Genomic DNA, 25,887 nt, shown 5'->3' with positions numbered 1-25,887 from the left:
GACTTATGGGCCTGTAAAGCACAAACTTACACTGTTAGATAAAAGGGCGGATAACGATGAAGAAACAGCAGCCTCAGATCTCTGAGGATAAAATACTTGAAACCTCGTGGGTGCTTCTTGGAGAGGATGGCATAGAGAAATTTAGTATGAGGCGATTGGCTGACCGGTTGGGGATTCAGGCTCCCTCTTTGTATTGGTACTTTAAGAGCAAGCAGAATATCTATCAGCGTCTGGCGGGTCAGGTATCGAGAATCATTCTGGAGGAGTTCCACTCGGATGGGAACTGGAAAGAGCAGCTAACGGAGCTTGCGGTTACGGTACGGAGTGTGCTCAGCCGGTATCCCTGCTCGACACAGCTCATGATGATGACGCTGCCTCATGAACCGGACATCATCCGGTTCACCAATCGCATGCTGCTCTGTGTGGAGTCGACACCGCTTGACCAGGAGCAGAAGATGCAAGTCGTTGTCACTCTGGTGAACTATGTCTACTACTTTGTTCTGGACCATTATCAGCATCAGCGCAATGTCACTGCTGTTCTTAAAGAGCAGAAAGAGCTTCCGGGTGAGGAGATGACACACCTTCTGGAGTCGATGAGCGAGGCCGAAGCGGGATTGTTCCGGAGGATGTTCACGAACGGGCTGTTTGAGCTGATGGGGACGGACAATGCTTTTGAGTTCGGATTGAAGCTGATTCTGCTCGGGATTGAGCAGGTGATCAAGGAACAGGAGATGTAGGATGAATGTAGGGTGTAGATACCGCTTCAGCCAGTTAAGGAGGGGCGGACTCCCTATATCATATTTTTCAAAATTAAAAATATTAAGTTTGACACAGAAATAGAGTTCTCATATAATTCGATTAACTAGGGAAAATATTTCCTCTGTGGACGATGGGCTGCCTTTTATGAAAACGATTGCACTTAGAAGATGCACATAGAATTAACAACCGATAGCAGTGTGATCATTTCAAACCCATAGGCTGCTTCAAATTACGGCTGGAGGTGACAAAAAGCCTTATACATCGCGTACCATGTAAATTTATAGGGTTTAAACGGTAAAGGCATTTATGAATGCGTTCTCATTTTCAGTATGCTGCACAGTAGGCTACCTATATGTGCAAACGATTGCCTAGCGAGCATGCACAAGCAAGAACCTGATTCATCGCGCACCATGTTGATTTTCTCGGGATTACATGTATTAAGACAATTGAAAATGAGGAGATGATAGAGTTGTTATTTCAGAATACCCGGCGGCTGAAGCCCGTCCAGTTTATCTTGGCCTTCATATTAGCAGTCGTTATGACTTTAGGCAGTGCCTTCGTGGCGCCTGTCACGAATGCAAGCAGCAGCACGAAGATTGTTGTCATGCTTAATTTGCAGGATGTAACTGACTTTGCTGCATTCGACAAGCAGATGGCTACTTTGAAGAGTAGGGGTGTCTATGGGGTAGAAGTAGACATGTGGTGGAACCACTTTGAACCTGCGAAAGGACAGTATGACTGGAGCTACTACAAAAATCTCTTTACACATATTCAGGCTGCTGGTTTGAAAATTGCTCCAATCTTCTCCTTCCACCAATGCGGAGGTAACGTAGGAGATACTTGTAACTATCCAATTCCTTCTTGGGTGTGGGATCTGGGCACTAAAGAGGAGATGCAATTCAAGTCGGAGGCGGGCTATTACGACAAAGAGTACATCGCACCTTGGTTTGATGGAGCAGTTGATCTCTACGACGGGGCTTTTAAATCGTTCGCTGCGAACATGACAGAATTTGAATCATCCTTTGAGAAATTCCATATCGGACTTGGACCAGCCGGTGAGCTTAGATATCCGAGCTACAACTTTGCTGATAACTGGCAGTATCCGTCACGCGGATTGTTCCAAGCTTATTCCGGAGCAGCGGTTGCTGACTTCCAGAGCAAGATGGAACAAAAATACACAGACATTGCTGGGCTTAATACAGCATGGGGAACTAGCTTCACATCTTTCTCTGAAGTTCAGCCTCCTGCAAATGGTGACCTGTTCTATTCCAGCGGTGACTATAAGAAACCTTATGGTGTAGACTTCCTAACCTGGTATCAGTCCACACTTGAGAACCATTTTACAAGCATTATCGAGAAAGCCCATGCAGATCTTGACTCTTATGGTGTTCACCTGAGTGCGAAGGTACCTGGAATTCACTGGCAGTACAGCAACCCGGACGCGCCTCATGCTGCTGAACAGGCAACAGGGCTGTATGATTACTCGAAATTGCTCGACCTGTATAAGGCAAATAACGTTGATCTGACTTTTACCATGTTGGAAATGACGAATCAGGCAAACGGCAATGGTGAGGCTCCAAATTACAGTAAACCTCAGGACTTGATTGACGAGGTCTCACAAATGGCAGTAGATAAAGGCATTAAGCTGGAGGGCGAGAATGCGCTGCCTGTTGGCAATGCCGAGGACTATCAGACGATCTATAACGTTGTGAAGAAATATAATTATGATATCTTTACACTGCTACGTATGCAGGACGTTGTACAGGCAAATGGACAGCCAACTAACCTGCTCGATCCGTTTGTTACGACACTTACTTTAGGCCAATTGCCTCAGCAGCACGTCACGATGAATATCTATGATCCAGAGGCAGATCCAGTCAACGCGAAAGTATTTATTGTTGGTAACAGCAATTCGATCGGAAGCTGGAATCCGGCTAATGCAGTTCCTGCCGAGTATCTGGGCAATGGCTACTGGCAGGTTAATATGGACTTGAAAGCAACTTCAACTTATGAATTCAAGGCAATCCGGAAAGATGCCTCTAATGCTACGATTTGGGGAGCAGACCCTAACCTAACTTGGACCGTCCCTTATATCCCAGGCGGCATAGCCGTGTTTAAAGCCGATGTGCAAAAAACAAATCAAGATGATTCACATAAGCATTATATTTCCGGCGATGTCGTATTGAACGGATCAACGCCAGCAGGTACAACTGTAAGCTTGACAGACGCCAACGGCGAAGTGTTAACAGCTAACTATGGTGAGGAAAAGCAATCCAGTAACGGCAACTACGGACTAATTGCAAATGCCAATGATGCGTCTAAAGTGAAGTATTATTTCGAAGTACCAAGAGGTACTTATACCTTGAAAGTTGTTAACGGAAGTCAATCGGCTCAAATGACCGTTGTGGCGAATTCCCAAACGCTTTCTGGTGAGAAGCTTATCGATAAAGTGCCAGATTTGCAGCTGCCAGCAAAAGAGTATGCCTTCACGGTTACGAAAAAATCGTTCAGCACCACAGGTGGCGTAACGGCATCTGTAAATGTGGCGCCAACTCCAAGTGGAGCAGACATCTCGAATAAGGTCGTTATTTTCATGCTGATGAACGGCAACACGCCTGTAGGTATTAATGCAGTTGGCGCATCCGGCTCAGCAGCCCAAGATGTGTCTACGTTCTTTAATGTTACCGGTGGCAACTACAAGCTGAAAGTATTCGTTGTAGATTCATACCAAATCAGTAGCACCACAAATATCGGAAATGTATTGGCAGAACCACTAGTGCTTCAAAATAATAATTAAGAAAGTAGGGGAAATCTGCTGTGCCCAAAAAATTACTAGCAACCTTATCGATATCCCTTATGGTCGCGATGACTGGCGCTTCAGCGGCGTATGCAACCCCGATCCAGCAGTCGGTGACGGGTCTCAACGTCCTGGTTCCTGCGAATGTGGCTCAGGGAAGCTCATTGGTTATTTCCGGTAGCTCCCCTGTGTCGACAGTCAGTATTAAAGTGATCGGGCCTAACCAGTTGAACCTGTTCTTCGATGTCCTGGATGTGGTCAGCGGAGCCTATCAAGATACCTTTATGATTCCTGCAAATGATTCAAGATGGCCGGTAGGTCAATACACAGTAGTAGTAGGACAAGGAACGGATGTCAAAACAGCAACCTTTAATGTAACTGCGCCATCTAGCAGTGGCGGTGGAACTGGAAGCAGCGGTGGCTCGACCACCGTGCCGTCCACTCCGGTGACAGGTGACAAAGACCGAATGAATCCAACGGTTCCGGCAGGTGCGGTAATCAGCGACATCTCCTCGGCGGTGACAGTTCAACCGGGTGCTGCCGGAGTGAGTCAAGTGCTTGTAGATAGCAATAAGGCGATCGCTGCCATTCAAAGCAGCAAGGATAATGCCAAGGCATTTACTATCACAGTTCCAGAGGTAAAAGGCTCTGAGGCGGTGGCCGTGTCCATTCCTGCCGAAGTATCCAAAGCCGTTCTGGACAAGGGAGGCAGCGGGGCGTCCATCGTGGTTGTGACTTCGTTTGGCGAATATAACCTGCCGCTCAAAGCTTTGGGCAGCGGTCAATTCGATACGATTGTGGTAACCGTATCTCAGGTTAATGATACGACTGAGAAGCAAATTGGCGATAAGGCAATTGGAAAAGGCTTAACGCTGCTTGGTTCGCCAGTGACCTTTACTGTGGAAAGTGTGTCTGCTGATGGCACCCGGAAGGAAATTGAGAACTTTAACAATGTGTATGTGCCGCGTTCTATTCATGTCGGTGCAACGATCGATACTTCTAATGCTGTAGCTGTTAAAGTGAATGCGGACGGCAGTCTGATTCCGGTTCCAACCTATTTCACTAAAGATTCAACTGGGATCTCCGCCGTAATTAATCGTACGAGCAACAGCACCTATGCGGTTGTGTCCGGGAATAAATCTTTTGCGGATACTAAAGGTCATTGGGCTGAAGCAACTATCTCCAAGATGGCCTCCCACTTACTGGTTAACGGCGTAACAGATACGAAGTTCGAACCTCAACTGAACATCACTCGCGCAGAGTTCACCAGTCTGGTAGTTAGAGCGCTTGGATTGTCTGATAGTGCCGGAACTTCATCCTTTAAGGATGTGAAGCCGTCGGATTGGTTCTACAAAGAAGTAGGTATTGCTGTATCCGCAGGGCTGATTAAAGGTGAAGGCGATCAGTTCAATCCTGGCGATAACATTACCCGTGAGCAGATGGCGGCAATCTTTGAACGTGCGTTGAAATTTGCCGGAACCTCCGTGCCAAGTTCAACAGCGACTTTATCGTTCTCGGATAAGGGCAGCATTTCAGCCTGGGCCGCTCCTTCGATCTCGGCAGCAGTTCAGCTGGGGATTCTTAAAGGAGATGAGCGCGGAATGCTTCATCCTGGAGCCCCTGCGACTCGTGCCGAAGGAACCGTTATGCTGGAAAGAATGCTGAAAGTGATCAAATTCATTAACGAATAGGCTTCAAAACATAAAGGACTCTCTTGAGCTGATGCTCAGGGAGTCCTTTTCATGTGTAACGCTGCTCTTTATCGGTTATGTCGGTTCAAGATAGGGTGCTAAATTCTGCATGACAACCTCTAACACGTTCTTGATTAATGTGTCCGTCTTCTCTTGATGGGGGTCTCGGCTGCACTGCAGGGCTGAACCGAAAATACCCCAGCTCATAACGTTAGCCGTTGCTTCCATGCTCTCTTGTGAAATACCTTCAACATCGGCCTCACCCAGCCAATGAAGCAGGAGCTGGTAAAGCTTTTTCTGCATAGCAGTTTCAAACAAAGGTTCAAACTGTCTATCACCCAAGGTGATGTAATGCCGAAATCGGAAGAGAAAGTCAAATATAGTCTGAACAAGGATCTGCAAATTGCCCGAAGTGAGCTTTGTGTCAACCGGTATTCTTTTATGTATGATCGATTCGAATTTCTCTGTCATCCAATATTCAAGAAAGGCAAACTTGTCTTCGAAATGGGCATAGAAGGTTGCTCGGTTCACCGTTGCCCGAGCCGCAATGTCATGCACGGAGATCGAGTAGATGTTTTTCTTTTCTTCCAGAAGACTATAAAAGGCCTCAGTTAATAATTGACGGGTTCTCCTTACACGCGGATCATTAACGTTTACCGGCATGTTATACCACGCTTTCTCATGGAATCTAAAACAGACAAAAAAGTAAAAAAGTTAGGAAAGCAACATTCGCGTTCTTTTGTTGGTTGTTCCCGGGGCGCGGGCCCTTTATCCTGTACATATCCTACTTAATCGTTACACAAAAACTGGATATTAAGCAACTCTGCAAGATCTTCAATTAAAAAAAGAAAGGGTGCTTGGTGAAATGATTATCGTTACTGGAGCCAATGGAAAATTAGGCCGGGCCGTAGTAGAGCAGCTGCTTGAGCACGTGCCGGCTGGGGAGATTGGCGTGAGTGTTCGTGATGTGGTTAAGGCGCAGGATCTGCAGAACATGGGAGTTCGCGTACGGCAGGGTAATTTCGATGATAGCGAGGGTCTTCTCCATGCTTTTGAGGGGGCATCCCAGGTGCTCATCGTGTCTTCAGGCACCCTTGGAGAGGCAGGCATTAGTCATCACCAGACGGCGATCGATACGGCAAAGAAAGCCGGTGCAAGGCGAGTGTACTACACAAGCCACATGGGGGTCTCTCCGGTGTCGTACTTTCCACCTATGATTCACCATGCTGCTACAGAAGAGATGCTTGCCAATTCAGGAGCTGCGTTCACGTCGCTTCGCAACGGCTTTTACGCCGCATCAGCGTTTCCGTTATTTAGCGAGGCCATCCAGACAGGAGAACTGATCGCTCCGGCGGACGGCCCGATTGCTTGGACAACTCACGCTGACTTGGCAAAAGCTACTGCGGCAATTCTTACGGAACACAAATTCGATGGCCCCACGCCTAATCTGACTGCCACCGAAGCCATTCGTATGGATGATATTGCGTCCATGGCTTCTGATCTGGTCGGCCGCCCCATTCGCAGAGTCGTGGTGTCCGATGAGGAATACCGGGAGCGCCTCATTTCCAAAGGCACGCCTGAAGCGGCTGTTAACATGCTGCTGGGTATTTTCCGCGCAAGTCGGAACGGGGATTTCGCGCAAGCAAGCGTGGTTCTTGCGGACCTCATCGGTCATACCCCAACAAGCTTCAGAGAGGTCTTGAAGGAAACACTGGCTCATCAACAAAGTAATTGAGATATCATTACATTGGCATGTTACAGCTTTTGCTCCAGTACACTTCGCGTAACCCGGGTGACGAACTTTCTTGGAAATAAGCGCGGCACCTGCGTGAGTATCCAGTTCTGGAAGCCGGGGACGACGAACGTTCTTTTGCCCATTAAGGCTTTGTATCCAATCTCGGCAACGGCTTGCGGGCTCATGAGGCCTTTCGGGTTGGCAACCTTCTGCCCATCCATCTTGGAGGTCCGGAAGAATTCAGTCCCGGTAGGCCCGGGGCATAATGCCGTGACGGTGACCCCTGTTCCTTGCAGCTCATTCGCGACAGCCTCGGTGAGCGAGAGGACGAAGGCCTTAGAAGCGGAATAATTGGCACTGAGCGGACAAGGGTAGAACGAGGTGGTCGAGCCTACGTTCAGAACTTGCCCGCTTCCGCGCTGCACCATGGCTGGAAGAAACAGCATCATCAGATGAGAGAGCGAATGGACGTTGAGCTGCAGCAACTCAAGCTCGGAGCTTACGTCCATCTCATGGAGCGGCCCGAAGGAGCCGATCCCTGCATTGTTGATGAGGACATCGATCTGGATGCCTAATTCTTGCAGCCGCTCGTGTAGGAGGACAGGACCCGAATGCTGCGCCAGGTCAACGGGTATGGTAAGCGTCGAGACCCCATAGCTTTCCTTCAGCTGCCGTGCAATACGGTCAAGCTTCTCTTCATTACGGGATGCCAGAATGATGCGGTAATTCTGCTTGGCGAACAATTCGGCGAATGCCTTGCCAATGCCGCTGGACGCGCCTGTGATCAGGACAGTTTTCATGTAGATAGCCTCCTAATAATAAAATATATCTAAAGACCAAATAATTAAACGTCTAATTATTTGGTTATTTAGAGTGAGAAGAAAGGGCCTTATTCGGCCCCATCTGTCTTCATCTCGATGATCCGGTCCGTTGTTGCAAGGAAATCCTTGAGCAGCTGTACGGGTCCCTCAATATCAAGGCTGTAATAAATCTCGGTGGCTATTTTGGTTGAAGTGACGAGCTTGGCCTGTCTTAATATCTTCAGATGATGGGAAATGGCGGATCTGGACATCGGTGATCGTTCAACGATCTGAGCGACGTTGAGCGACTCATGCTTCGTTAGCATCATAATAATATCCTGCCGGATAGGATCGGCCAAGGCAAGGAAGACGGGACTGCATTCCCTCAGCTGCTGATGGACGAGTGTCTCAAGTTGTGTTGAATTGTGGGCCTCCATGGGTGTATCGTCTCCAGTTCACTATCAGCTAAATAACTAATTACTTGGTTATTTAATCATAATCTTGAATTGCGGCAGATGTCAAGGGAGTACATGAGTCATTCTTTTCTTTCAGAATAAGCCGTTAATGCCTCCAAGCAATCCAGCCACCACTGATCATTGTCCCGAACACCCATATGTTTGAAGCCTAACTTCTCGTTCTTGCCACATACGGATAAAGCGGGTCTTTTAGCTGAAACTCATAGGTCTCGCCATCCACAATGCCAACCACTTTTTCGCTATCATATAGTTCTAGCATAAACCCAGCCATCTCTTTCGCAGTATGATATTTAGGAACTACACCTTCATATTGAATATCATCTAGATCCAAAGCACGCTTAGCAAATTCCGTTTCAGTTGCTGCAGGAGCTAGCACTTTGGCCTGCAGAGCGGCTCCTTTACCTTTTAACTCTTGTGCAAGTCCTTCTGTAAAGGCACTTACATAGAATTTGGTCGCACAATAGGTCACCGCATCGGCAACAATCACGTATCCGCCTCCTGATGAGACATTGATGAGCTGGGTTCCTTCCACCTCTGCATAATCTCGAGCATAGAGAGAAGTCAGCACAGTTAAAGCTTCGATATTCAAGTGAAGCATGGTCTCGATTTTATTAAGGTTCTGTTCCCCCACGGAAGCAAAGTTGCCAAATCCGGCATTGTTGATCCACGTCTCAATCTCGTAATCCCGAAGGCTATCATAAAACTCATACACATTGGCTGTAACAGATAGATCAACGCTTCGAATGCAAACATCCAGTTCTGCATTGATTTCAGCCACTTTTGACTTCAACTTCTCAAGCTCCTCCGTTCTGCGGGCTGCTAGAACCAAGTTTTTTCCGCGAGCCGCAAAAGCAAGAGCTGATTCATAACCAATTCCTGAACTTGCGCCTGTAATAACCGTATATTTCATATGAATCCTCCTCCATTGTGAACGAACTATGAGCTGATTATACTGATTAGAGTAAACTCTAAGTCAAGTATTAAATAAATGGAGGTTTCTTATGTACACGATTGGGGAAGTTGCCGGAATTTTGGGGATTAGCACTCATACATTGCGGTTTTACGAAAAGGAAGAAATCATCATCCCTCTTAGAGATGCCAGCGGAGACAGACGATACGATGATACTCATCTGAAATGGCTGCAATTTGTGATTAAGCTTAAAGAAACACAGATGCCTATCGCAAAAATCAGGAAGTATGCTTCATTGGTTATTGAAGGGGAACACACTACCGAGGAGCGCTTAAGCCTTTTAGAGGAACATAAACAATCCATTAAAAATCAGATCAGAATCCTAGAAGCTGCGGGTGAGATGCTTGAGCATAAAACATCCGCTTACAAGGATTTTATGAGTACGCGAGGCTAATCTTCCTCCAGCCTCCTTGATTGCAGGGAAGTGAGCATGGCTTCCAGCCCGGCAAGCAGAAGATCGACACCGAACTTAAAGTGGAGATCTGTATCGACGCAGGCAGCAATACTCGGGGCTGCTTCCACGACCGAGGGGTACTTTTCCTCAGGAAGGCCGCCATAGAAGTCCAGCAATTTGGCTCCCCACACCTTACGCTCCTCCTCCGACCCCTGTACGTATCCATCCCCAGTAATAACCAATGACACGACTTGATTCAGCAGATGCTCGAAAATAAAAAACGCTTGCTCAGGCGCAAAGCCAGCTCTGCGAAGAATGCCAAGCGAGGTCTCGAAGAGAGCGAGCCTGTTGGCCAAAGGCAGAGAACGTCTCGACAGCAAAGATCTGCCTGAGGGGTGAATGATCAATACCTGACGCAGTGCATATAGGAAGCCTCGTACTTGTTCCCGCCAATCGGCTGCCTGCACGGCTGAGGTATCGAAGGAATCCAGCATCCGTTCAGTCATGGCCTCAAGAAGATCCTCTTTGTTGCTTACATGCCGATAGACAGCCATGGGTGTTACTTTGAAGTCCTGGGCTAAGCGCCGAAAACTCACGGCCCCCATTCCCTCTGTATCCGCAATCTGGAGGGCAAGCTCGACAACAGCCTCCCGGCTAAGGCGAACAGAACTTTTCCGGGTAGGGTTACTTTTCGATGTATCATCATTTTTATTAGAATTCACAGTTAAACGCTCCTGAAAGAATAAGATAATCCTAGTATACCGCAAACAAGTTGACGGGTATACACTGTATACATATAATATCTAGTATACGGTGTATACAATGAGTATGGGGAGTTGTTCTTGATGATGTTGGAGGGATTTCGCAAAAACAATCCTGTTCGAGCTTTTCTTAGAAGTAAACGCAGAGTAACGCTGCTTGTTATCGGAGTTCTGCTTGCCTTATTCGCCTGCTTGTTAATTGTGCTTGATCAGCCATTGAAGGTTGCTTCCGGCTTCGCCAGCAAGGAGATCTGTTCGGGGACCTTTGTGTCGGGCCTCAACGCGGATCAGATTTATAACGACATGGTCGAACCCGAAGGGGCCATGAGGTACATTAGCGGATTGATGGAATACAACGTTGACCATGAGACACGCGAAGTAACGACGACCATCGCGGGAATGTACAAAACCCGGGCGGCGTACGGTGAGGGCATAGGGTGCACGTTAATTCATAGCCCAGAGGATGTGAATCTGGCTGCAACCGCTGATTTTAAAGCTCCTGCTGGTCAGGCGAAGCCGCGGGTTGCCGAGATCGCAGGGCCGAACGTGGCCATGCCCAAGAACGAGCAGCTGCGTGCCGCGCTGGACCGGGCTTTTGCTGAGCGAGAGAAGCCCCCTTTTATCCGCACCCAGGCCATTGTCGTAGTCAAGGATGGTAAAGTGGTTGCCGAGCGTTATGCTCCGGGCGTAGGTGTGAACACACCCTTGCTCGGATACTCGGCGACAAAGTCCGTTACCAACGCACTGATCGGCATTTTGGTCCGTCAGGGAAAGCTGGGTGTCCATCAATTGGCCCCCATTGCAGCCTGGCACAATGAACAGGACCCGCGCCACGCGATCACGATAGATGAATTGCTGCGCCAGACAAGCGGTCTCGCCCTTAAAGAGACAAGTTCGGGCTTCGACCCTGCATCTCGAATGGTCTTTATCGAACGAGACATGGCGGGCTTCGCAGAAAAGGCGAAGCTGACCGCTGCGCCCGGAAGCGAGTGGGCCTATACGGACGGCAACTATATCCTGCTCTCGCGCATAATCCGAGACGCCGTGGGCGGCCGTGCTTCGGATGTACGGCAGTTGGCGCAGAGCGAACTTTTTGGGCCTACGGGGATGAAGAACGTGACGCTGGAGTTCGATGCAACTGGCACGCCAAACGGGGCTATGTCTATGCTGGCCACAGCGCGCGATTGGGCTCGCTTCGGACTCTTGTATCTGAACGATGGGATGGCAGGCTCGGAGCGCATCCTCCCGGAGGGGTGGGTTAAATACTCCTCCTCCCAGACACTGAATACCGGATATGGAGCCGGGTTCTGGATTAACCGCGCAGTTAGCGGCAATGCGCCGTATGGTCTCCCATGGGGAATGCCCCATGTGCCGCGCGATGCCTTCTTCGCCATGGGCAACATGGGGCAGCACGTGGTGATAGTCCCCTCAGAGCACTTGGTCGTCGTACGACTGGGCATGTCCCACCACCCGGACGGCCTTATCGCTGGTGCCGACCGGCTGGTTGCCGATGTGATCAAGGCACTTAGAAATAGCTAAAGCGCCTGCGTACATGTAGCTCATGGGCGGACCGTTGTGCTAATTAATCAATCAAAGCAACCGCTTCTTTGATATAGCGATATAGAACTTCATCCATACCGAAGTAACTTGCGGTCCTCGGGTGATCACGATAATATCTTTCGGCTGATTCAATCAAGGAAGGGTCCGTTAAAGCATGCTTCTGCATTTCCATCTTCCACATCTGGGCCAGCATGAGCACTTCTGGATCTCTACTTGGTGTGCCCTTCTCCTGAAGCCTTCGGAAGTGGTCTAAGAGTTGTTGGGCGGAAGAGGGTTCGTTATTTGATAGATACTGATTCCTCAGCTTCCTGAGCTGATCCGAATGAAAATAGGGGCTTTTCATGAGCTGGGACATATGGATAATTGAAAGAAAAAGCTCCTGGGACACCTCGTGTTCCGTTTGGATTAGAGGTTGTAAATCAGCAATAGTCTGGCGCAGAGCAGACAACGTATGAATCTGTTCATCTAGACGTTCAAGCTGAGCGGACAACAGCTGGGAAGGATCATGGTCTGGCTTGGAGAGGATCGACTGAATTTCATCAAGCGGGAAGCCCATCTGCTTAAGTGAAATAACCTGGAGAAGTCTTCTCAAATCTGCGGCCGAATATAGGCGATGCCCCGATTCCGTATGCTGTGAGGGAATCAAGAGCCCGATCTGATCATAATAATGCAGGGTTCGGACGGTTAATCCGGTCTGTTTAGCCAGCTCCCCAACTTTCCATCCCTTATCTATGGGCACGCGATGTCACGCTCCTTCTGTGATTCAATTCTTCTTTTCCATTATACAGGGAAAGGTTGAACCTGACGTAGCGTAAGGAATTATAATGATCGCATTGTCCGTGATTCATGACTTGGGGAGGGAACACACTTGAATAACTTTTTAGTAAAAGGGATGGCTTATGACCGGCAAGCAAGGGTGGTATTCGTTAGCAATACGCATTTGGTCCGAACCCTTATGCAGCAGCAGGGAGTAGGGCACAGGCTCTTGCGTCATGCCCTCGGCTCCACGCTGACTCTCGGAAGTCTGTTGATTGGTACCTTAAAAGATAGACAGCGCCTCAGCCTAACCATTCGGACCAGTCAGTCACCACACAGCATATTTGTTGATGTGGATGCAGAGGGGAATGTTCGCGGGTATCTTAGCGACAACCTGGCTGGACTCCCGTCCGAGCGGCTGGATGAAATATCCCTTTATGAGCTGATTGGCAGCAAGGGTTCGATCCAGATGGTGAAAGATATCGGTATGTACCGGTCAATGACAGGTATTACAGACATGCCCTATCGCAATATATCCGGGGACCTGTCCCATTATTTTGAGCAGAGCGAGCAGACGCCAACCTGGTTTGCCACTGATCTCATGATAGATGAAGAGGGGGAACTTCTTAGAAGTTCCGGGCTTATGATCCAGGTCCTGCCGGGGTACCATTCTAATATCCGCACCTGTATCCAAGAGACACTGGACGCCTGGCCTTCATTTGCCCCGCAGGCAGCTGAATACAACGCACACGGGTCCGCCGAGATTATTCATAAGCTTTGTCCAAGCTTTGAAATGATGGCGATGGAGTCGCTGCAATCTTATTGCGGATGTTCCAAGGAAATGATGACCCCCATGCTGTACGTTTTGGGCCGGAACTCTCTAATTGAGGCAATTAGCCGTGGGGAGAAGCTGGAGATATCCTGCCGCATTTGCGGGAAGTCCTATGACTATACGCCAGCTGAGATCGGAAGGCTTGTCTAGGCGATTATTCAAGGGAGGGCTGAACTGATGTTAGAGAAAGCGGAATTGGAGCTTCTGATTGATTCAGAGCAAGATCCTGATAGATCACTAGTGGTATTCATGTGCGGCATAGCCGGCTCGGGTAAGTCTACCTTCTCCCTCAAAATGGAGGAGTACGGGTATATACGCCTTTCCATTGATGAGGAGGTGTGGGCCGTTAATGGACGATATGGCATTGATTATCCCGTTGAGAAGTATAGGGATTACTTGAATGAAGCACATCTGCGATTACATGATAAAATCCTGCAGTTCATTCAAGATAAACAACGGGTTGTGGTGGACTCAAGCTTTTGGAGAAGGTCGGAAAGAAATGAATACAAGCGGCTTGTTGAGCAGGCCAGCGGGCAATGGAGACTCATCTACTTGAAGGTTCATCCGGATGAACTGCGTAGGCGTCTCCAAATCCGAAGCCAGCGCTTTGATGCCAACGCTCCTTTTACGATTAACGAGGAGTTGTTAACGACTTTCCTGAACGGGTTCGAGGAACCAAGGGACGAGGGAGAGGTTGTAATTTGTAATTAGCAGGAGAGTACAAGATTGCCGGTGCGGCCGAAACCAAAAGTGGGATGGCTGCGATTTTGTGGAACTTCTGAGACTACTCCTTTGTTGGTATGCTGGTATCAAATCAAAGAAGGAGTGGTAAACATGACAATCAGCGTACTAGGAACAGGGAATATGGGAAAAGCATTGGTGAAGCAAGCAGCAGCTTATACAGAGGGCCGAGTGTTGTGGGGTTCACGCAACCCGGGGGATGCCGCCGAGCTTGCGAGAAGCTTCGGGCTTGCAGATCAAGTCGAGGTTGTGACTTATGAAGAGGCGCTGCAGGCAGACATTATAATTCCGGCCTTCCCCGCAGCAGCCATATTGGATTGGGCACTCACCCACAGGGAGGAGCTGGGGAACAAAATCATCGTCGATATTTCAAATCCGTTCAATGAAGATTTCAGCGGTTTCACAACCCAGTGGGGCGAATCTTCCGCCGAACGCCTTCAGTCCATCCTGCCGGAATCGAAAGTGATTGGCGCCTTTAAGAATACGTTCTTCAAAGTATTTGAGAATCCCGTGTTCGAGGATCAGAAGAGCGATGTGCTCGTTACGGGGGATGATGAAGAGGCTGTATCCCAATTCATCGAGCGCTTCAAGCCGCTCCCGTTCCGCTTCATTCATGCAGGGAAGCTCGCCAATAATCGCACGATTGAACGCTTTACGCTGCTGGAATTGGAGCTTGCCGTACGGTATGGAACCTACCCTTACATTTCCCTTCAGCTGTTCGGGATCAAGGAAGCTGTCCCTGCAAGCTGAGGAAGCAGCGGAATCGGCTGATGCTCTGGCAGCCATCTAACTTAACGAAGCAGTCTATGAATCTTTCGTCCTTTCTCCCGGTTCATGCTTAACACGGCGATCGTCCGCTGCGCATCCGGGTGTTCCAAGGGCCGGCTGACTAACCGGTCTGGCGGTAGCTGCGCCGTGTAGGGTTCCGGCAGCACCGTGAGCCCTCCGCCATGATCCACATAACCGAGGATAACTTCTTTGAAGTTAACCTCGGTTTTGATGTGCATGGGATGGTTCATGGCTGCGAATAATTCCGTGATCTTGGCGCGAATAGTGCAGCCCTCCGCATAGAGGACGAGGGGCTGACTGCTAAGCTCGGACAGGGTGACAGATGTTTGCCCGGCATATGGGTGGTCTTTCGGCATAATCACGTGTAAAGGCTCCCGAAGCAATTCACCCGTCCAGATGGAAGGGTGCTGGGAGAGCCGCTCAGCTACCAGGAGCTCGACCTCCCCATTTAGGAGCATCTTGTATAACTCTGCCGTAGATGACCGATACATAAGTTCCACTTCCAGTCCGCTTCCCTCTAATTTATGTAAGGAGGCCAGCAGGTACTGGGAAGCGATATCCGGGACGGACCCAATCCGAATACGCCGCCATGCCTTATAAGGCTCAAGAGATGTAGTTAGTTCATCTAATTGATCAAGCAGTACCTTTGCGGATTGATACAAAACCGTGCCAGCCTCGGTTAATTCTACCCCCTGCGCCGAGCGGACGAACAGCTGCACATCAAATTGCTGCTCCAGGCTCCTAAGCTGTTTGCTAAGGGCGGTATGTGAAATATGCAGAGCCTCGCTTGCCTTGGCAATACTTTTGGTCTGAGCGGTTTGCAAGAAGCCCTTTAGAAATTCCGTATTCACGAGTTCGTTCACCCCTAATATGGTGGTAGGATAGTTGTTAATCTCTTCTGTATACTCTCCAGGACTTCCCCCGGCGCTTCCCTGATCTTGACTTCTTCCCCGAGGAACAGGATCCAATTCGTAACTTCCATTAATTCTTCAGGATTATTTATATGGACAAAAGCTCTTACAATGGCTGTAGTCTGATAAGGACTCGTATAGGAAATAAAGGCTTTTAGAGGGTGATATCTCTTGTACTGTCCGATCGCTTCAAAACCAAGCTCAAGAACCAGGTTGGTTCTTTCCTCCAGCCTGCTGAGCTTTTCCAGAATTCTCTTCCGGCTTAGCCGTTTCTTCGGCGTGTAGGAATCAATCTGGACAAGCTTGCTGATCGGAACGATTTTATTCTGCTCTTCCTTTAAGTCAAAGCCCTCCATCTGCCAAAGGCCCTTTTCATGATACAGGTACAGCAGATAGATAGGATAAGACTTCATTCCCGTTTCTTCTTCAATTGTAATCCATAGATAAGGATCGGCAAGCAGGTTCTGGATGAGTTTTTCCAACATGGGGTGAGGGAGGTCCGATAGTTCAAGCAGGTCGGGATTATGAGGATTCGTGCCTTCGAACAGCAGAATTTGATTCAGAAGCACGAGATCATCCTGCTGATTAGCTGAGATCAGGCCCAGCAGCTTCTCGGCTAAGGATAGACGGCTCTTCAGATACGGGAGCTGTGCATTTCTTGTCGCCATAAAAGCAATAAAAAGCGCTTTGACTTCATCATCGGTAAAACGCACGCCAGGCAGGAGGGAGTTGCGCATGACATAGTACCCGCCATCCCTTCCGGATTTGGCGACAAGCGGCATCCCCAGAGCTTCAATATCCCGGATATCTCTGATCGCTGTCGAACGGGAGATCTTAAATTCCTGCATAATCTCAGTGATGGTAAACTGAGCCCGGTTGTTGATATACCGCATGATGGTGTTAATCCGTTCAACTTTGTTCATCAGCGCTCCTAAAAGGTTTCATTTTTTGATACGTTTAAGATTTATGATATACCCAGATCGAGGTTATTACAAATTATTCTAAGAGAAGGAAGGTTTGAGAGTATGGCAAATTATACGCTGGAACAAAAAGAAAGCTTTATCGTGTTTGGTCTTGGAACGGAGCTGCGGAGCCATTACACAGACTACGCCGCCATCAACAAGGAAAAGTCCGACTTCTGGCAGGCGGTTAGCAAGGATGGGAGGCTGGATACTTTAAAAGCTCTGGCCGTGAATAACTACGTTTTTACCGTGAATGAAGCAGTGAACAACAAGATGATGTACTATGCCGGAGTTATGACAGAAGCAGCAGAATCAGCGGTCCCAGCAGAGGACAGCAGGGTGATTCATTTCCCTAAGGGAGAGTACCTGGTTGTTAAAGGGGAAGGGGCGACGGTTGACGAATTAGGGAATAAGCTTGCCGGTATCGCCTTTGGTCAAGTGTTGCCGGAAGCGAACGATTTCGCCTATGTCGGCGGCCCGAATGCAGCTGTGGTGATGGGACAGCAAGATGGCTTGGTGCAAGGTGAAGTGTGGATTCCTGTTGTCCGCAAATAATTAAAATAAAAGGAGCTCTATCCATGTCCTATATTGTTGATTTCAAAGATGTATCTACGGTTGGTCTGGAATCTTCGCCTGTAGTTGAAGCGCTTGCGGGTCTGCGGGCGAATGAAGCCCGCTACTTTATGAACAAATACAAGCATGAATTTACGGTTGTACCGGCCAGCGAAAGTCAGGAGAGTCTGGATTACGCGAACCGGATTTTGAAGGAAGAACGGGGGATTGAGTTCGCGGCGAGGCCCCTGGAGACATCACGCTTTCAAGTGGAGAACATCCAATTTACCTACGTATTTTATGAAGACGGACTTGCACTTAATGTGATGTATACGGTTGATGATCCCAAGAAGCGGGCTGTCGGCTTCAAGCTTTCTGAGGGAATGGAAATTCCCAAGGAGCTCGAAGAGAAGAAGTTTAAGTTCGCCAGACAGAAGTCCAAGCTAGCGGGGACAATTCGGGGCTCGTTCTTTGTGATCAAGGGAGAATATGAATAAGCAGCACAGAGAAGAGAAGGTACCCTATGGGTGCCTTCAATTTTTGATATGTAATAGAATGGGGCGCTCTTTAGCTAAATAAATTGACTATTATCAATTGCTCTTTGTCTGTATTAAAATTACTCCAACTCCCTTATCCATTGATTTTATTCCAACCGCAACCTTCCCGTTGAAAGAGGAGGAGCCTTCTTCGAACTCTAATTTTGTAAGGAGCTTTCCGCTACGATTTATATAGCCAAATTTCTCTTCCGCCCCTGATCCGGATCTAATCCCAACTAAAGCAACGCCCTCATTAAAATCAGACACTTTACTGTAGGAAAGAGAAGGAATTTTCTTTTTCCCTGTTCGATCGATATAGCTGTATTTACCTTTGGAATTAGTAACATATGCTAATCCATCACTGAATCTCCCTGCGGTACTATATTGATAAGGAATTACAAGTTTTCCTTTAAGGTTAACGTAGCCCCATTTTCCATGTGCGTTCTTAACAGCTGCCAATCCTTCTGAGAAATCGCCGGCTCCGCTGTACTTGAAAGGAATGATTGTATTACCCTTGGTATTAATAAATCCATATTTCCCCCTTGCGTCTTGTACAGAAGCCACTTTTTCCGAAAATGTTCTAGCATGGGTGTACCGATATGGAATGACAAGTTGGCCGGAAGTATTTATAAAGCCGATTTTTCCGCTTCCTGGTTCGTACACTAAAGCTAAGCCGTCATTAAAGACATAATCGGAGTTATACTTTTTGTTAAATGTATGAATAACCTTTCCAAAAGGATCAATGAAGGATGATTGTGTGGTATTAGGAATAGACACACGTGCTCCCACCTCTGAAAAAGGGCTCCCCTCAGCATAGTTACACGGAATGACGAGCACTCCTTTGGTATTGATATAACCGTACAGCTTAGTTTTTTTATCCATTACCAGTGCCCGTTGTCTTGAATAATCGCTAACCGGTTTGAGGCCAGAGGAAAGATCAAATGCCTTTTCACCCTTCGTATTGTAATATACCAGAGTTCCATTCGATTGCTTGGCAAATAACAGTCCGTCATGGAACTGAGCGTCGCTCTGAGGAACAACTGGTTGAAAATCAATTGATTTTTGCATCGGGGTAATATATTGGGCTGAAGACGTCGCGAAACTAACTCCTGTCATTATTACGCTGAGCAGTCCTGTAAATAATAATAAACCAATTTTTTTCATAAATGGTTCATCCTCCTTTTCATTTACCAAAAATATACATTAATATAATAATTAAATCCAGATATCTGGTAGCTTTAACTTTGTTTTGTATTAATAAGTTTCAATTGATTTCAGTGCTTAATAAAAATATGGGAACTTTCCCCCGGAATTAATTGTCTATACTTATACCAAGAAGAAGAGGTGAATAACTGTGAAGTCTCTAACAAAAGTTGTGCTGTGTACCGCACTCGGGGCGATGGTTGTTGCAGGTTCCGTTTATGCAGAATCTAAATTGAATTTGCTTATCAATGGCCAAGGTGTTGTGACGAGCAATCTGGATCTACAAGTTAAGGATGGCAAAGTGCTGGTTCCGATCGATCGTCTTGCTGAGACATTTAAGGGCAAAGCGGTCTACGATGCTGATAAGAATGAAGTTCAAGTGACTCTACCGGAATCCGCTCCACAAGCGATGCAGATTGAACGGTTGGAAGGAGCGATGGTCCCCTCAACAGCAAAAGAAGCCCTAAAGGTATGGGTTAAAGGTATTCAGACACGCAATGGAGCGTTACAGTTCGCTGTTTTCTCACCTGAATTACGTACCAAAACCAAGAAGGAATTTGAAGATCACTACTGGACAACTGGGGGCTCAAGTCCACATCTATCTACGATAGAAAAGCTAAAAACAAAGTCACTGAATAAAACGACAACAGAGTTCTCATTCAATTATGGTCTTATCGCTTCTAATTGGAAGGGCAAGGGGTCCGCGGTTGTTACCGTTGAGAAAATTACATCTAAAGGCTATGAAGGCTGGTTTATTAAGAATATTAAAATGAAAGACCCGAGCGATACAGGTACCACAATCGGTGTTGAACCGTTAAAAAACAAATGATACCACTCTTGGTGGCCGACTTTTTCTAGATGAAGGAAGCAGCATACAACTCCTGAGTCTCAGAGATATCTCCAACTCTAACAACTTGTACAGTTTCTCCTTATTTGGCTTAAGATTATTCTTGAATTGGTAAGTTATAGTAACTTAGTTCTCCAAGCTCTCTCGATATTCACTGTGATCAGATTCATTTATGCCCATTTTTCCCAGCTGACTTTTAGCCTTTCCGAATGTTTCTAGTTCTAAGTAATACTTTTTCTTCAGAAAAATCTTTTTCAAAGAAGCCGCTTGATACTCCAAGTGTGATGGCAAGGCCGACTTGGTGCTGGTGGACGGCGATCCGACAACGAATATTTTGGACACGTTATCGATCCGGGACGTCTGGCTGCGGGGAGTGCGGTAGAGAGAGGCGTAAGTCCGTGAAGGCTATCTTTTGAGAACAACAAGTGCTGCTGGGCCGCCAGCCAGGCCTACATGTTCCAGCTACGGGGAAAGATCTAACCTTTACCAGCATCCTTAGGGGGTGTTTCAAGGAGAATTAGGGATTACTTGGAGTCAGGCTCTCGGCCTCAATCTCCTGTTTGATATCTGCGGCTACGTTCTCAATTCCCGGGAACAAGTCGTGCTCGGTCAACCCGTAGTGAAGCAGCTGGTCATTCATGCGCTCACGGGCGTCCTTTTTGATGACAATCTTGTACAGGTAATTAGAGCTGTCCGGGAGCAGATCCAGCGGGACGGTCTTGGATGAAATGGGGAATACCGTAAAGGTGCCGGCCTGCTTAATAATTCTCGGATTGTTGAGCGGGCCGATGGCGGCAGCAGCTTTCACATTGTCATTCTTGGCATTCGGTCCAAAGCGTGCGGTAAAGGCAGGCTCCACCACATTGGGGATATAGCCTGGTTTGAGGAAGTTATAAAACCTGAAGGCTTTATTCAGCGTGACAGGGTCCAAAAGCCAGACCACCTTGTCATTCGTTCTTTCCATCTCGCTTGTCGGTGTCCCGAGAGCGAACAACAGCGCCACCAAGGCTTCGCGGGACCAGTCCAGAAGGCGGGTAGGAACGGTATAATGCTGCATTAGGAAGAGCCAGCCCCAATAGGAGTGATCGTTATCTTCCGAGTAAGGGAAATAAGGGACATTTCCGAGGTAAGGATAGGCCAGGGAGCGGAACTTGGACAGATAGACAATTTCGGATTGGGCTCCAAGGCCTCTGGCGATAGATGGCTCCAAATGAAAGGTGGTGCTCTTCACTCCTCTGAACCATAGCTCACACGACCTAGGCATGCCGGGCGGGCACACCTTATTAAAAATCTGGTCAACAGCTTTTAAGTACTTATCTACGGAGTCAATTCCGGTTATCTCAAAAATGCCGCTGTCAGAAGTCCGGACGGATTTTACTTGCTTTAGCATTCTTCATGCTCCTCCCCATTCATATTCGCTACAAAATATGCACGAATGCCCATATGGGTTCGAGGCAGGGGCGCCATAGACGTATTTGCCCCCAGGCGGTACACTAGGGTAAGCGAAAGTAAATAGGCATAATAGGAGCATGAACGTGACGATATCAGATCAAATTCCATCATGGAAAAAACTTAGTCTTTTTGCGGTTACATGGCCCATCTTCATAGACTCCGTGTTGCGGATGATGCTGGGTACGGTAGACGTATTCATGCTAAGCCGCATATCCGACAAGGTCACCGGAGCTGTCGGGCTCGCCAACGAAATTATCTTCTTCTGCATCCTGATGTTCGGATTTGTCGGCATCGGCACGAGTGTGGCAGTCTCCCAATACCTCGGTGCCCGCCGAGAGCAGGAGGCCAGCCGCATCTCGGCGCTCGCCATCACCATTAACCTGGTCTTCGGAATCCTCGTCAGTATCGTGCTCGTCAATTTTAGCGAGCCCCTATTGACGATGATGAGACTCAGTCCCGAGCAGGTCGGAATGGCCAGTCATTATCTGAAAATCATCGGTGGTTTCATATGGATCGAGGCGCTCTCCTACGCGGTATCCTCCGTTATCCGTTCGAGCGGACACACGAAGAGCGTGATGTTCGTGACATTAGGCGTCAATTTGATTCATGTGACAGGGAATTACCTGCTTATATTCGGTAATCTGGGCTTTCCTCAGTGGGGCGTTACCGGGGCGGCCATCTCGACAGTCATCAGCCGCCTGCTCGGCATTGTAGTTCTGTTCGTGATTCTGTACCGTCAGGTTCCTGCACCGATTCGCCGGAAAGACTATGTAACGTGGAATGGTTCATACGTGAAGCAGATACTGGGTGTTGGTCTGCCTGCTGCAGGCGAGCACCTCTCCTGGCACTCGCAGTATCTCATGATTATCACTTTTGTTAACATGATCGGTTCCACGGCGCTGAATACTCATGTCTACGTCATGAATATATCGAATTACTTCATGGCGTTCGCAATGGCGATCGGGGCAGGAACTGAGATCCTTGTCGGTCAAATGGTTGGCGCGGGAGAGATGAAGGAGGCTTACCGAAGACTGATCAGAAGCGTGAAGATGAGCTTCCTGTTGACGTTTGCTGTTGTCGGTACGGCTGCCATGTTCCGTCATGAGATGCTCGGCATGTTCACAGAGAACCGTGAGATCATCGCAACCGGAGCGGGCATCCTGCTGCTGTCCATCGTGCTTGAACCGGGCCGTACCTTCAATATTGTCATTATCAATTCGCTGCGAGCCGCTGGGGATGCGCGCTTCCCTGTGCTGATGGGCGTGCTCTCCATGTGGGGAGTCTCGGTCCCGCTGGCTTACTTCCTGGGCGTTCACCTGGGGATCGGGCTGCTCGGGGTGTGGATCGCGTTCACGGTAGATGAATGGCTGCGCGGAATTCTTATGCTGCTTCGCTGGAGAAGCCGGGCCTGGGAGAAGAAAGCGCTCGTGAAGCCGGTGTCCGCTCCGGAGAGCGGCATGGGGGCACAGGCTTAGAGGGCCTGGGAGCCTGGGAGCCTGACCTATCCGCGAGGGGTGAGACATCTCACTTGGGGTGATGGATCTCTATCTGAATAAGACCTTAATAAATTAAGGTCACAAAATACTGCAAATCAAAAGGCACTCTTAATGGAGTGCCTTTTGATTGCTCCCCTGAGCCGCCGCCTTTGTTCGCTTGAGCAGTAACTGCTTCTTTGTCTCAGCGCTCTTAAGTATGGTATACTGTTTATTATATAAGCATTTTCAAGCCGGCTATGCCGAGGCATACCTCCATAGGCCAGCTTAAAGCAACAGGGAGGTTTAGAGCGGATGGCTAACAAGGATATTACACCAGAAGAAGCTGAATTGGGGAAGCTGCTCCCAGCCGGTGCAGCGCTCGGATGGGGGCTTGTGAAGCCGCCACAGCGCGGCCCGAAGCGGGAGATGAGCATAGACCAGATCGTAGCGAAAGCCATTGACATCGCGGACAAGCACGGACTGGAAGCCGTCTCGATGAGCAGGGTTGCATCGGAGTTCGGATTTACTGCAATGTCCCTCTACCGCTATATTCCGAGCAAGGAGGATCTGCTGCTCCTTATGCAGGATGCAGCGTGCGATATCCCGCTGCCGCCAGAGAGACCGTCCCACGAATGGCGGGAGAGTCTGCAGGAATACGTGATGGGGACGATCCATATTTTTAGCAAGCATCCTTGGTTTGGAGACATCCCGATCTCCAGTGTACCTATTGGACCTAACAATCTGCGCATCGTGGATTGGGCGCTTCAACCTTTGCGGGATCTGCCGCTGAGTGATTACGAGAAAATGTCCATTGTGCTGCTGCTGAGCGGCTACGCCCGGTCCAGCGGAATGCTGCAGCGGGACATCAACCGTGCCGTTCAGGCTGGTTCCAGCGTGGAGGCGTTCAGCGGGCTCCATTACTCGGCTGCGCTGAAAGCGCTGGTGAAGCCCGAGCAGTATCCGAATCTGCACCCGGTCATCATGTCAGGTGCCTATACCGGGGAGAACGAGAGTGAGAGCGGCGTCGGTGACGATGTTGAATTCGGACTTCAGCGGATTCTGGACGGAATTGAACTGTATCTGGATCGGATTCAGACCGGTAGATCGGACCAATAAGTCAAGTTTGCCAAATAATAAAAAGGCTATTTTCAAGGGTCATGGACTCTTAAAAATAGCCTTTTTTTGTTCTATTGTCTGGTTAGGCGGCGCTGCGAACGACGCTTTTCTTGTCACGAAGCATGACTACCGTAATTACTGAGGTGGTAAGTACAATGGCGGCGGCTGCCAGACTGGTGACATGCATGGCGGTTATGAAGGCTTCCCGGGATGCATTCATGACCTGGGATGATAACACTGAGGGCAGCTGCTGTGCTGCGGCTGATGCGCCGGCAATAGTCTGGCCAGCTGCAAGAGCTGCTTCTGTCGAGAGGCTGTTGGGCAGAAGCGGCGACACACTGTGATGATAGACCGCTGTGAGGACACAGCCGAGCAGCGCAATGCCGAAGGCGCCTCCAAGTTCGCTGGAAGTTTCAATGAGGCCACCGACTGCTCCCGCCCGATCTGCCGGGGCCACCCCAACGACATAATCGGTAACGAGGGATATGACGGACACGATCCCTGCCGCGACCAGTCCCGCACCCGTCAACATGACGGTCAGCGGGGAGAAGCCGTCCAGCCGTACCTGGGTTAAGATGAGGAACCCGATCGCAGACAACAGGAAGCCCCCGGCCATGATGTTCGGCCTTCCGTACGAGATGGACAGCTTGGCGGCAACCGGGGCCGCTGCCCCGACGAGAACTGAAGGCAGCATGCTCCAAAGGGCGGCCGTGAATGGGGAGTACCCAAGGACCGACTGGAGGAATTGGGTATTGACCAGTGCGCTGGCCATAAGGGCAAACATTGCGATCAGGTTAATCAAGATCGATCCCCCGGTGCGCCGATCCATCAGCGCATGGATATCGATTAAAGGGCTTGGGGTAGTCAGCTGCCGCCGCACGAATATGATTCCGGCGATCAGACCTGCCGCGAGTATAAAGGCTGGAAGTGTGGCCCATCCGTCTTCGGCGAGTGTCTTGACTCCGTAAGTAATGGGCAGGATGGTGGCGAGAGCAAGAAGAGAGCTGAGAAGGTCAACCCGGGTGCGAACAGCACTTCGGGACTCGGGGAGCAGGAAGGGTGCGATCATAAGCAGCAGCGCCATGGCGGGGATGTTAATCAGGAACACAGATCCCCAAGAGAAGGACTCAATAAGCAGGCCGCCAATAATCGGCCCGACTGTGACACCGCTGGCCATGACGGCGCTCCATATCGCCATGGCTTTGGTTCGCTGGTTAGGGTCTTGAAACATGGTGCGAACGAGGGCCAGTGTCGATGGCATGAGGGTAGCTCCTGCAATTCCAAGAATGCCGCGAGCTAGAATCAGGGAACCGGCCGTCTGGGCGAATGCAGCGAACAGCGAGCATAGAGCAAATCCGATAGAGCCCATCATCAACAGCCGCCGGCGTCCGATTCGGTCACCGATCGCCCCCATGGTTAGCAGCAGACCGGCGAGAATGAATCCGTAGATATCAAATATCCATAACTGCTCAGTCGCGGTTGGACGCAGATCCGCGGCAATGTCCGGTGCAGCGAAGAAAAGAACGGAGACGTCCATCGATACAACCATCAAGGGAAGGCATAACACGCAAAGCGCGATCCATTCCTTGTGGCCTGCGAGCTTGACGTGGGCTGAATTTGCATGAATCATTAAAAACCACTCCCTACTGTTTATGGTACAAACTGTAATTTATAAACACAGTATATGTTATAAACAGTATATGGTCAACACATAAATTTAATGGGTTCTACCCTTGAAATTAAAAGTGGATTTAGACTTGCCTTTTATAAAT

25 protein-coding genes are annotated in these 25,887 nt (G+C 48.9%); 14 read left to right on the top strand and 11 right to left on the bottom strand.

Going from position 1 to position 25,887, the window contains the following annotated elements; translation table 11 throughout:
* Positions 1–56: 56 nt before the first annotated feature.
* From ACEN86_RS20200 to ACEN86_RS20190, 3 genes are all read left to right on the top strand, one after another.
* Positions 57–737, top strand: coding sequence for a TetR/AcrR family transcriptional regulator (locus ACEN86_RS20200; protein WP_495632265.1), 681 nt, complete (start codon positions 57–59; stop codon positions 735–737).
* 491 nt (positions 738–1,228) lie between these two features.
* A complete protein-coding gene (locus tag ACEN86_RS20195; protein ID WP_495632264.1) occupies positions 1,229–3,556 on the top strand; it encodes a family 14 glycosylhydrolase in 2,328 nt (775 codons plus the stop codon).
* A gap of 20 nt (positions 3,557–3,576) precedes the next feature.
* Complete coding sequence (locus ACEN86_RS20190) at positions 3,577–5,247, top strand: S-layer homology domain-containing protein (protein ID WP_495632263.1); 1,671 nt, start codon at positions 3,577–3,579, stop codon at positions 5,245–5,247.
* Between the two features lie 75 nt (positions 5,248–5,322).
* Here ACEN86_RS20190 and ACEN86_RS20185 read toward each other — a convergent pair whose 3' ends face one another.
* Entirely contained in the window at positions 5,323–5,910 is a 588-nt protein-coding gene (locus ACEN86_RS20185; protein ID WP_495632262.1) for a TetR/AcrR family transcriptional regulator, read from the bottom strand.
* 202 nt (positions 5,911–6,112) lie between these two features.
* On the opposite strand from ACEN86_RS20185, the gene ACEN86_RS20180 reads away from it, so the two are divergent.
* A complete protein-coding gene (locus tag ACEN86_RS20180; protein WP_495632261.1) occupies positions 6,113–6,982 on the top strand; it encodes an SDR family oxidoreductase in 870 nt (289 codons plus the stop codon).
* A gap of 20 nt (positions 6,983–7,002) precedes the next feature.
* On the opposite strand, the gene ACEN86_RS20175 is transcribed toward ACEN86_RS20180, so the two are convergent.
* From ACEN86_RS20175 to ACEN86_RS20165, 3 genes are all read right to left on the bottom strand, one after another.
* On the bottom strand, positions 7,003–7,782 hold the full coding sequence (locus ACEN86_RS20175) for an SDR family NAD(P)-dependent oxidoreductase (RefSeq protein ID WP_495632260.1): 780 nt from the start codon (positions 7,780–7,782) through the stop codon (positions 7,003–7,005).
* An 89-nt stretch (positions 7,783–7,871) separates the two neighbouring features.
* Positions 7,872–8,219 (bottom strand): ArsR/SmtB family transcription factor, encoded by a 348-nt coding sequence (locus ACEN86_RS20170; RefSeq protein ID WP_495632259.1) that lies wholly within the window; start codon positions 8,217–8,219, stop codon positions 7,872–7,874.
* A 187-nt stretch (positions 8,220–8,406) separates the two neighbouring features.
* Entirely contained in the window at positions 8,407–9,168 is a 762-nt protein-coding gene (locus ACEN86_RS20165; protein ID WP_495632258.1) for an SDR family NAD(P)-dependent oxidoreductase, read from the bottom strand.
* A gap of 91 nt (positions 9,169–9,259) precedes the next feature.
* On the opposite strand from ACEN86_RS20165, the gene ACEN86_RS20160 reads away from it, so the two are divergent.
* The gene (locus ACEN86_RS20160; protein WP_495632257.1) at positions 9,260–9,622 is read left to right on the top strand and encodes a MerR family transcriptional regulator; all 363 of its coding nucleotides are present in this window, start codon (positions 9,260–9,262) and stop codon (positions 9,620–9,622) included.
* On the opposite strand, the gene ACEN86_RS20155 is transcribed toward ACEN86_RS20160, so the two are convergent.
* Positions 9,619–10,344: a TetR/AcrR family transcriptional regulator C-terminal domain-containing protein gene (locus ACEN86_RS20155; protein WP_495632256.1), complete on the bottom strand. Its 726-nt coding sequence runs from the start codon at positions 10,342–10,344 to the stop codon at positions 9,619–9,621. The two genes, ACEN86_RS20160 and ACEN86_RS20155, sit on opposite strands and share 4 nt — an antisense overlap.
* A 123-nt stretch (positions 10,345–10,467) precedes the next feature.
* Here ACEN86_RS20155 and ACEN86_RS20150 point away from each other — a divergent pair, with 123 nt between their 5' ends.
* Complete coding sequence (locus ACEN86_RS20150) at positions 10,468–11,922, top strand: serine hydrolase domain-containing protein (RefSeq protein WP_495632255.1); 1,455 nt, start codon at positions 10,468–10,470, stop codon at positions 11,920–11,922.
* 43 nt (positions 11,923–11,965) lie between these two features.
* On the opposite strand, the gene ACEN86_RS20145 is transcribed toward ACEN86_RS20150, so the two are convergent.
* A complete protein-coding gene (locus ACEN86_RS20145; protein ID WP_495632254.1) occupies positions 11,966–12,682 on the bottom strand; it encodes a MerR family transcriptional regulator in 717 nt (238 codons plus the stop codon).
* Positions 12,683–12,811: 129 nt separating this feature from the next.
* Between ACEN86_RS20145 and ACEN86_RS20140 the strand changes: the two genes are divergently transcribed.
* From ACEN86_RS20140 to ACEN86_RS20130, 3 genes are all read left to right on the top strand, one after another.
* Positions 12,812–13,681 carry an Hsp33 family molecular chaperone HslO gene (locus ACEN86_RS20140; RefSeq protein ID WP_495632253.1) on the top strand — a complete coding sequence of 290 codons (870 nt, stop codon included), beginning with the start codon at positions 12,812–12,814 and terminating at the stop codon, positions 13,679–13,681.
* A 27-nt stretch (positions 13,682–13,708) separates the two neighbouring features.
* Positions 13,709–14,242 carry a P-loop nucleotide/nucleoside kinase family protein gene (locus tag ACEN86_RS20135; RefSeq protein WP_495632252.1) on the top strand — a complete coding sequence of 178 codons (534 nt, stop codon included), beginning with the start codon at positions 13,709–13,711 and terminating at the stop codon, positions 14,240–14,242.
* Positions 14,243–14,365: 123 nt separating this feature from the next.
* Positions 14,366–15,022 carry an NADPH-dependent F420 reductase gene (locus tag ACEN86_RS20130; RefSeq protein WP_495632251.1) on the top strand — a complete coding sequence of 219 codons (657 nt, stop codon included), beginning with the start codon at positions 14,366–14,368 and terminating at the stop codon, positions 15,020–15,022.
* Between the two features lie 41 nt (positions 15,023–15,063).
* On the opposite strand, the gene ACEN86_RS20125 is transcribed toward ACEN86_RS20130, so the two are convergent.
* Both ACEN86_RS20125 and ACEN86_RS20120 read right to left on the bottom strand, forming a co-directional pair.
* A complete protein-coding gene (locus tag ACEN86_RS20125; protein WP_495632250.1) occupies positions 15,064–15,912 on the bottom strand; it encodes a LysR family transcriptional regulator in 849 nt (282 codons plus the stop codon).
* Positions 15,913–15,926: 14 nt separating this feature from the next.
* Complete coding sequence (locus ACEN86_RS20120; RefSeq protein WP_495632249.1) at positions 15,927–16,895, bottom strand: helix-turn-helix transcriptional regulator; 969 nt, start codon at positions 16,893–16,895, stop codon at positions 15,927–15,929.
* 102 nt (positions 16,896–16,997) lie between these two features.
* On the opposite strand from ACEN86_RS20120, the gene ACEN86_RS20115 reads away from it, so the two are divergent.
* Positions 16,998–17,489 (top strand): GyrI-like domain-containing protein, encoded by a 492-nt coding sequence (locus ACEN86_RS20115; protein ID WP_495632248.1) that lies wholly within the window; start codon positions 16,998–17,000, stop codon positions 17,487–17,489.
* 23 nt (positions 17,490–17,512) lie between these two features.
* Complete coding sequence (locus ACEN86_RS20110) at positions 17,513–17,983, top strand: DUF8821 family protein (protein ID WP_495632247.1); 471 nt, start codon at positions 17,513–17,515, stop codon at positions 17,981–17,983.
* A gap of 93 nt (positions 17,984–18,076) precedes the next feature.
* On the opposite strand, the gene ACEN86_RS20105 is transcribed toward ACEN86_RS20110, so the two are convergent.
* The gene (locus ACEN86_RS20105) at positions 18,077–19,186 is read right to left on the bottom strand and encodes a WG repeat-containing protein (RefSeq protein ID WP_495632246.1); all 1,110 of its coding nucleotides are present in this window, start codon (positions 19,184–19,186) and stop codon (positions 18,077–18,079) included.
* Between the two features lie 190 nt (positions 19,187–19,376).
* Here ACEN86_RS20105 and ACEN86_RS20100 point away from each other — a divergent pair, with 190 nt between their 5' ends.
* A complete protein-coding gene (locus ACEN86_RS20100; protein ID WP_495632245.1) occupies positions 19,377–20,054 on the top strand; it encodes a hypothetical protein in 678 nt (225 codons plus the stop codon).
* A gap of 535 nt (positions 20,055–20,589) precedes the next feature.
* On the opposite strand, the gene ACEN86_RS20095 is transcribed toward ACEN86_RS20100, so the two are convergent.
* On the bottom strand, positions 20,590–21,462 hold the full coding sequence (locus ACEN86_RS20095) for an FRG domain-containing protein (RefSeq protein WP_495632244.1): 873 nt from the start codon (positions 21,460–21,462) through the stop codon (positions 20,590–20,592).
* A gap of 139 nt (positions 21,463–21,601) precedes the next feature.
* Between ACEN86_RS20095 and ACEN86_RS20090 the strand changes: the two genes are divergently transcribed.
* Together ACEN86_RS20090 and ACEN86_RS20085 are read left to right on the top strand one after the other, a co-directional pair.
* A complete protein-coding gene (locus ACEN86_RS20090) occupies positions 21,602–22,999 on the top strand; it encodes an MATE family efflux transporter (RefSeq protein WP_495632243.1) in 1,398 nt (465 codons plus the stop codon).
* 312 nt (positions 23,000–23,311) lie between these two features.
* On the top strand, positions 23,312–24,115 hold the full coding sequence (locus ACEN86_RS20085) for a TetR/AcrR family transcriptional regulator (RefSeq protein ID WP_495632242.1): 804 nt from the start codon (positions 23,312–23,314) through the stop codon (positions 24,113–24,115).
* 82 nt (positions 24,116–24,197) lie between these two features.
* On the opposite strand, the gene ACEN86_RS20080 is transcribed toward ACEN86_RS20085, so the two are convergent.
* Positions 24,198–25,745 (bottom strand): MFS transporter, encoded by a 1,548-nt coding sequence (locus tag ACEN86_RS20080; protein WP_495632241.1) that lies wholly within the window; start codon positions 25,743–25,745, stop codon positions 24,198–24,200.
* Positions 25,746–25,887 lie beyond the last annotated feature (142 nt).

Source organism: Paenibacillus sp. Paensp111, assembly GCF_059492195.1.
The sequence above is the reverse complement of the archived record's forward strand: the minus strand, read 5'-3'. Positions and strand labels throughout refer to the sequence as shown.

Bases quoted from the DNA above. Each gene is read 5' to 3' on its own strand.
- ACEN86_RS20185 (WP_495632262.1), bottom strand. From the start codon at position 5,910: ATGCCGGTAAACGTTAATGATCCGCGTGTAAGGAGAACCCGTCAATTA.
- ACEN86_RS20135 (WP_495632252.1), top strand. From the start codon at position 13,709: ATGTTAGAGAAAGCGGAATTGGAGCTTCTGATTGATTCAGAGCAAGAT.
- ACEN86_RS20085 (WP_495632242.1), top strand. From the start codon at position 23,312: ATGGCTAACAAGGATATTACACCAGAAGAAGCTGAATTGGGGAAGCTG.
- ACEN86_RS20110 (WP_495632247.1), top strand. From the start codon at position 17,513: ATGTCCTATATTGTTGATTTCAAAGATGTATCTACGGTTGGTCTGGAA.
- ACEN86_RS20105 (WP_495632246.1), bottom strand. From the start codon at position 19,186: ATGAAAAAAATTGGTTTATTATTATTTACAGGACTGCTCAGCGTAATA.
- ACEN86_RS20160 (WP_495632257.1), top strand. From the start codon at position 9,260: ATGTACACGATTGGGGAAGTTGCCGGAATTTTGGGGATTAGCACTCAT.
- ACEN86_RS20095 (WP_495632244.1), bottom strand. From the start codon at position 21,462: ATGCTAAAGCAAGTAAAATCCGTCCGGACTTCTGACAGCGGCATTTTT.
- ACEN86_RS20150 (WP_495632255.1), top strand. From the start codon at position 10,468: ATGATGTTGGAGGGATTTCGCAAAAACAATCCTGTTCGAGCTTTTCTT.
- ACEN86_RS20090 (WP_495632243.1), top strand. From the start codon at position 21,602: ATGAACGTGACGATATCAGATCAAATTCCATCATGGAAAAAACTTAGT.
- ACEN86_RS20170 (WP_495632259.1), bottom strand. From the start codon at position 8,219: ATGGAGGCCCACAATTCAACACAACTTGAGACACTCGTCCATCAGCAG.
- ACEN86_RS20180 (WP_495632261.1), top strand. From the start codon at position 6,113: ATGATTATCGTTACTGGAGCCAATGGAAAATTAGGCCGGGCCGTAGTA.
- ACEN86_RS20080 (WP_495632241.1), bottom strand. From the start codon at position 25,745: ATGATTCATGCAAATTCAGCCCACGTCAAGCTCGCAGGCCACAAGGAA.
- ACEN86_RS20115 (WP_495632248.1), top strand. From the start codon at position 16,998: ATGGCAAATTATACGCTGGAACAAAAAGAAAGCTTTATCGTGTTTGGT.
- ACEN86_RS20130 (WP_495632251.1), top strand. From the start codon at position 14,366: ATGACAATCAGCGTACTAGGAACAGGGAATATGGGAAAAGCATTGGTG.
- ACEN86_RS20120 (WP_495632249.1), bottom strand. From the start codon at position 16,895: ATGAACAAAGTTGAACGGATTAACACCATCATGCGGTATATCAACAAC.
- ACEN86_RS20200 (WP_495632265.1), top strand. From the start codon at position 57: ATGAAGAAACAGCAGCCTCAGATCTCTGAGGATAAAATACTTGAAACC.
- ACEN86_RS20175 (WP_495632260.1), bottom strand. From the start codon at position 7,782: ATGAAAACTGTCCTGATCACAGGCGCGTCCAGCGGCATTGGCAAGGCA.
- ACEN86_RS20165 (WP_495632258.1), bottom strand. From the start codon at position 9,168: ATGAAATATACGGTTATTACAGGCGCAAGTTCAGGAATTGGTTATGAA.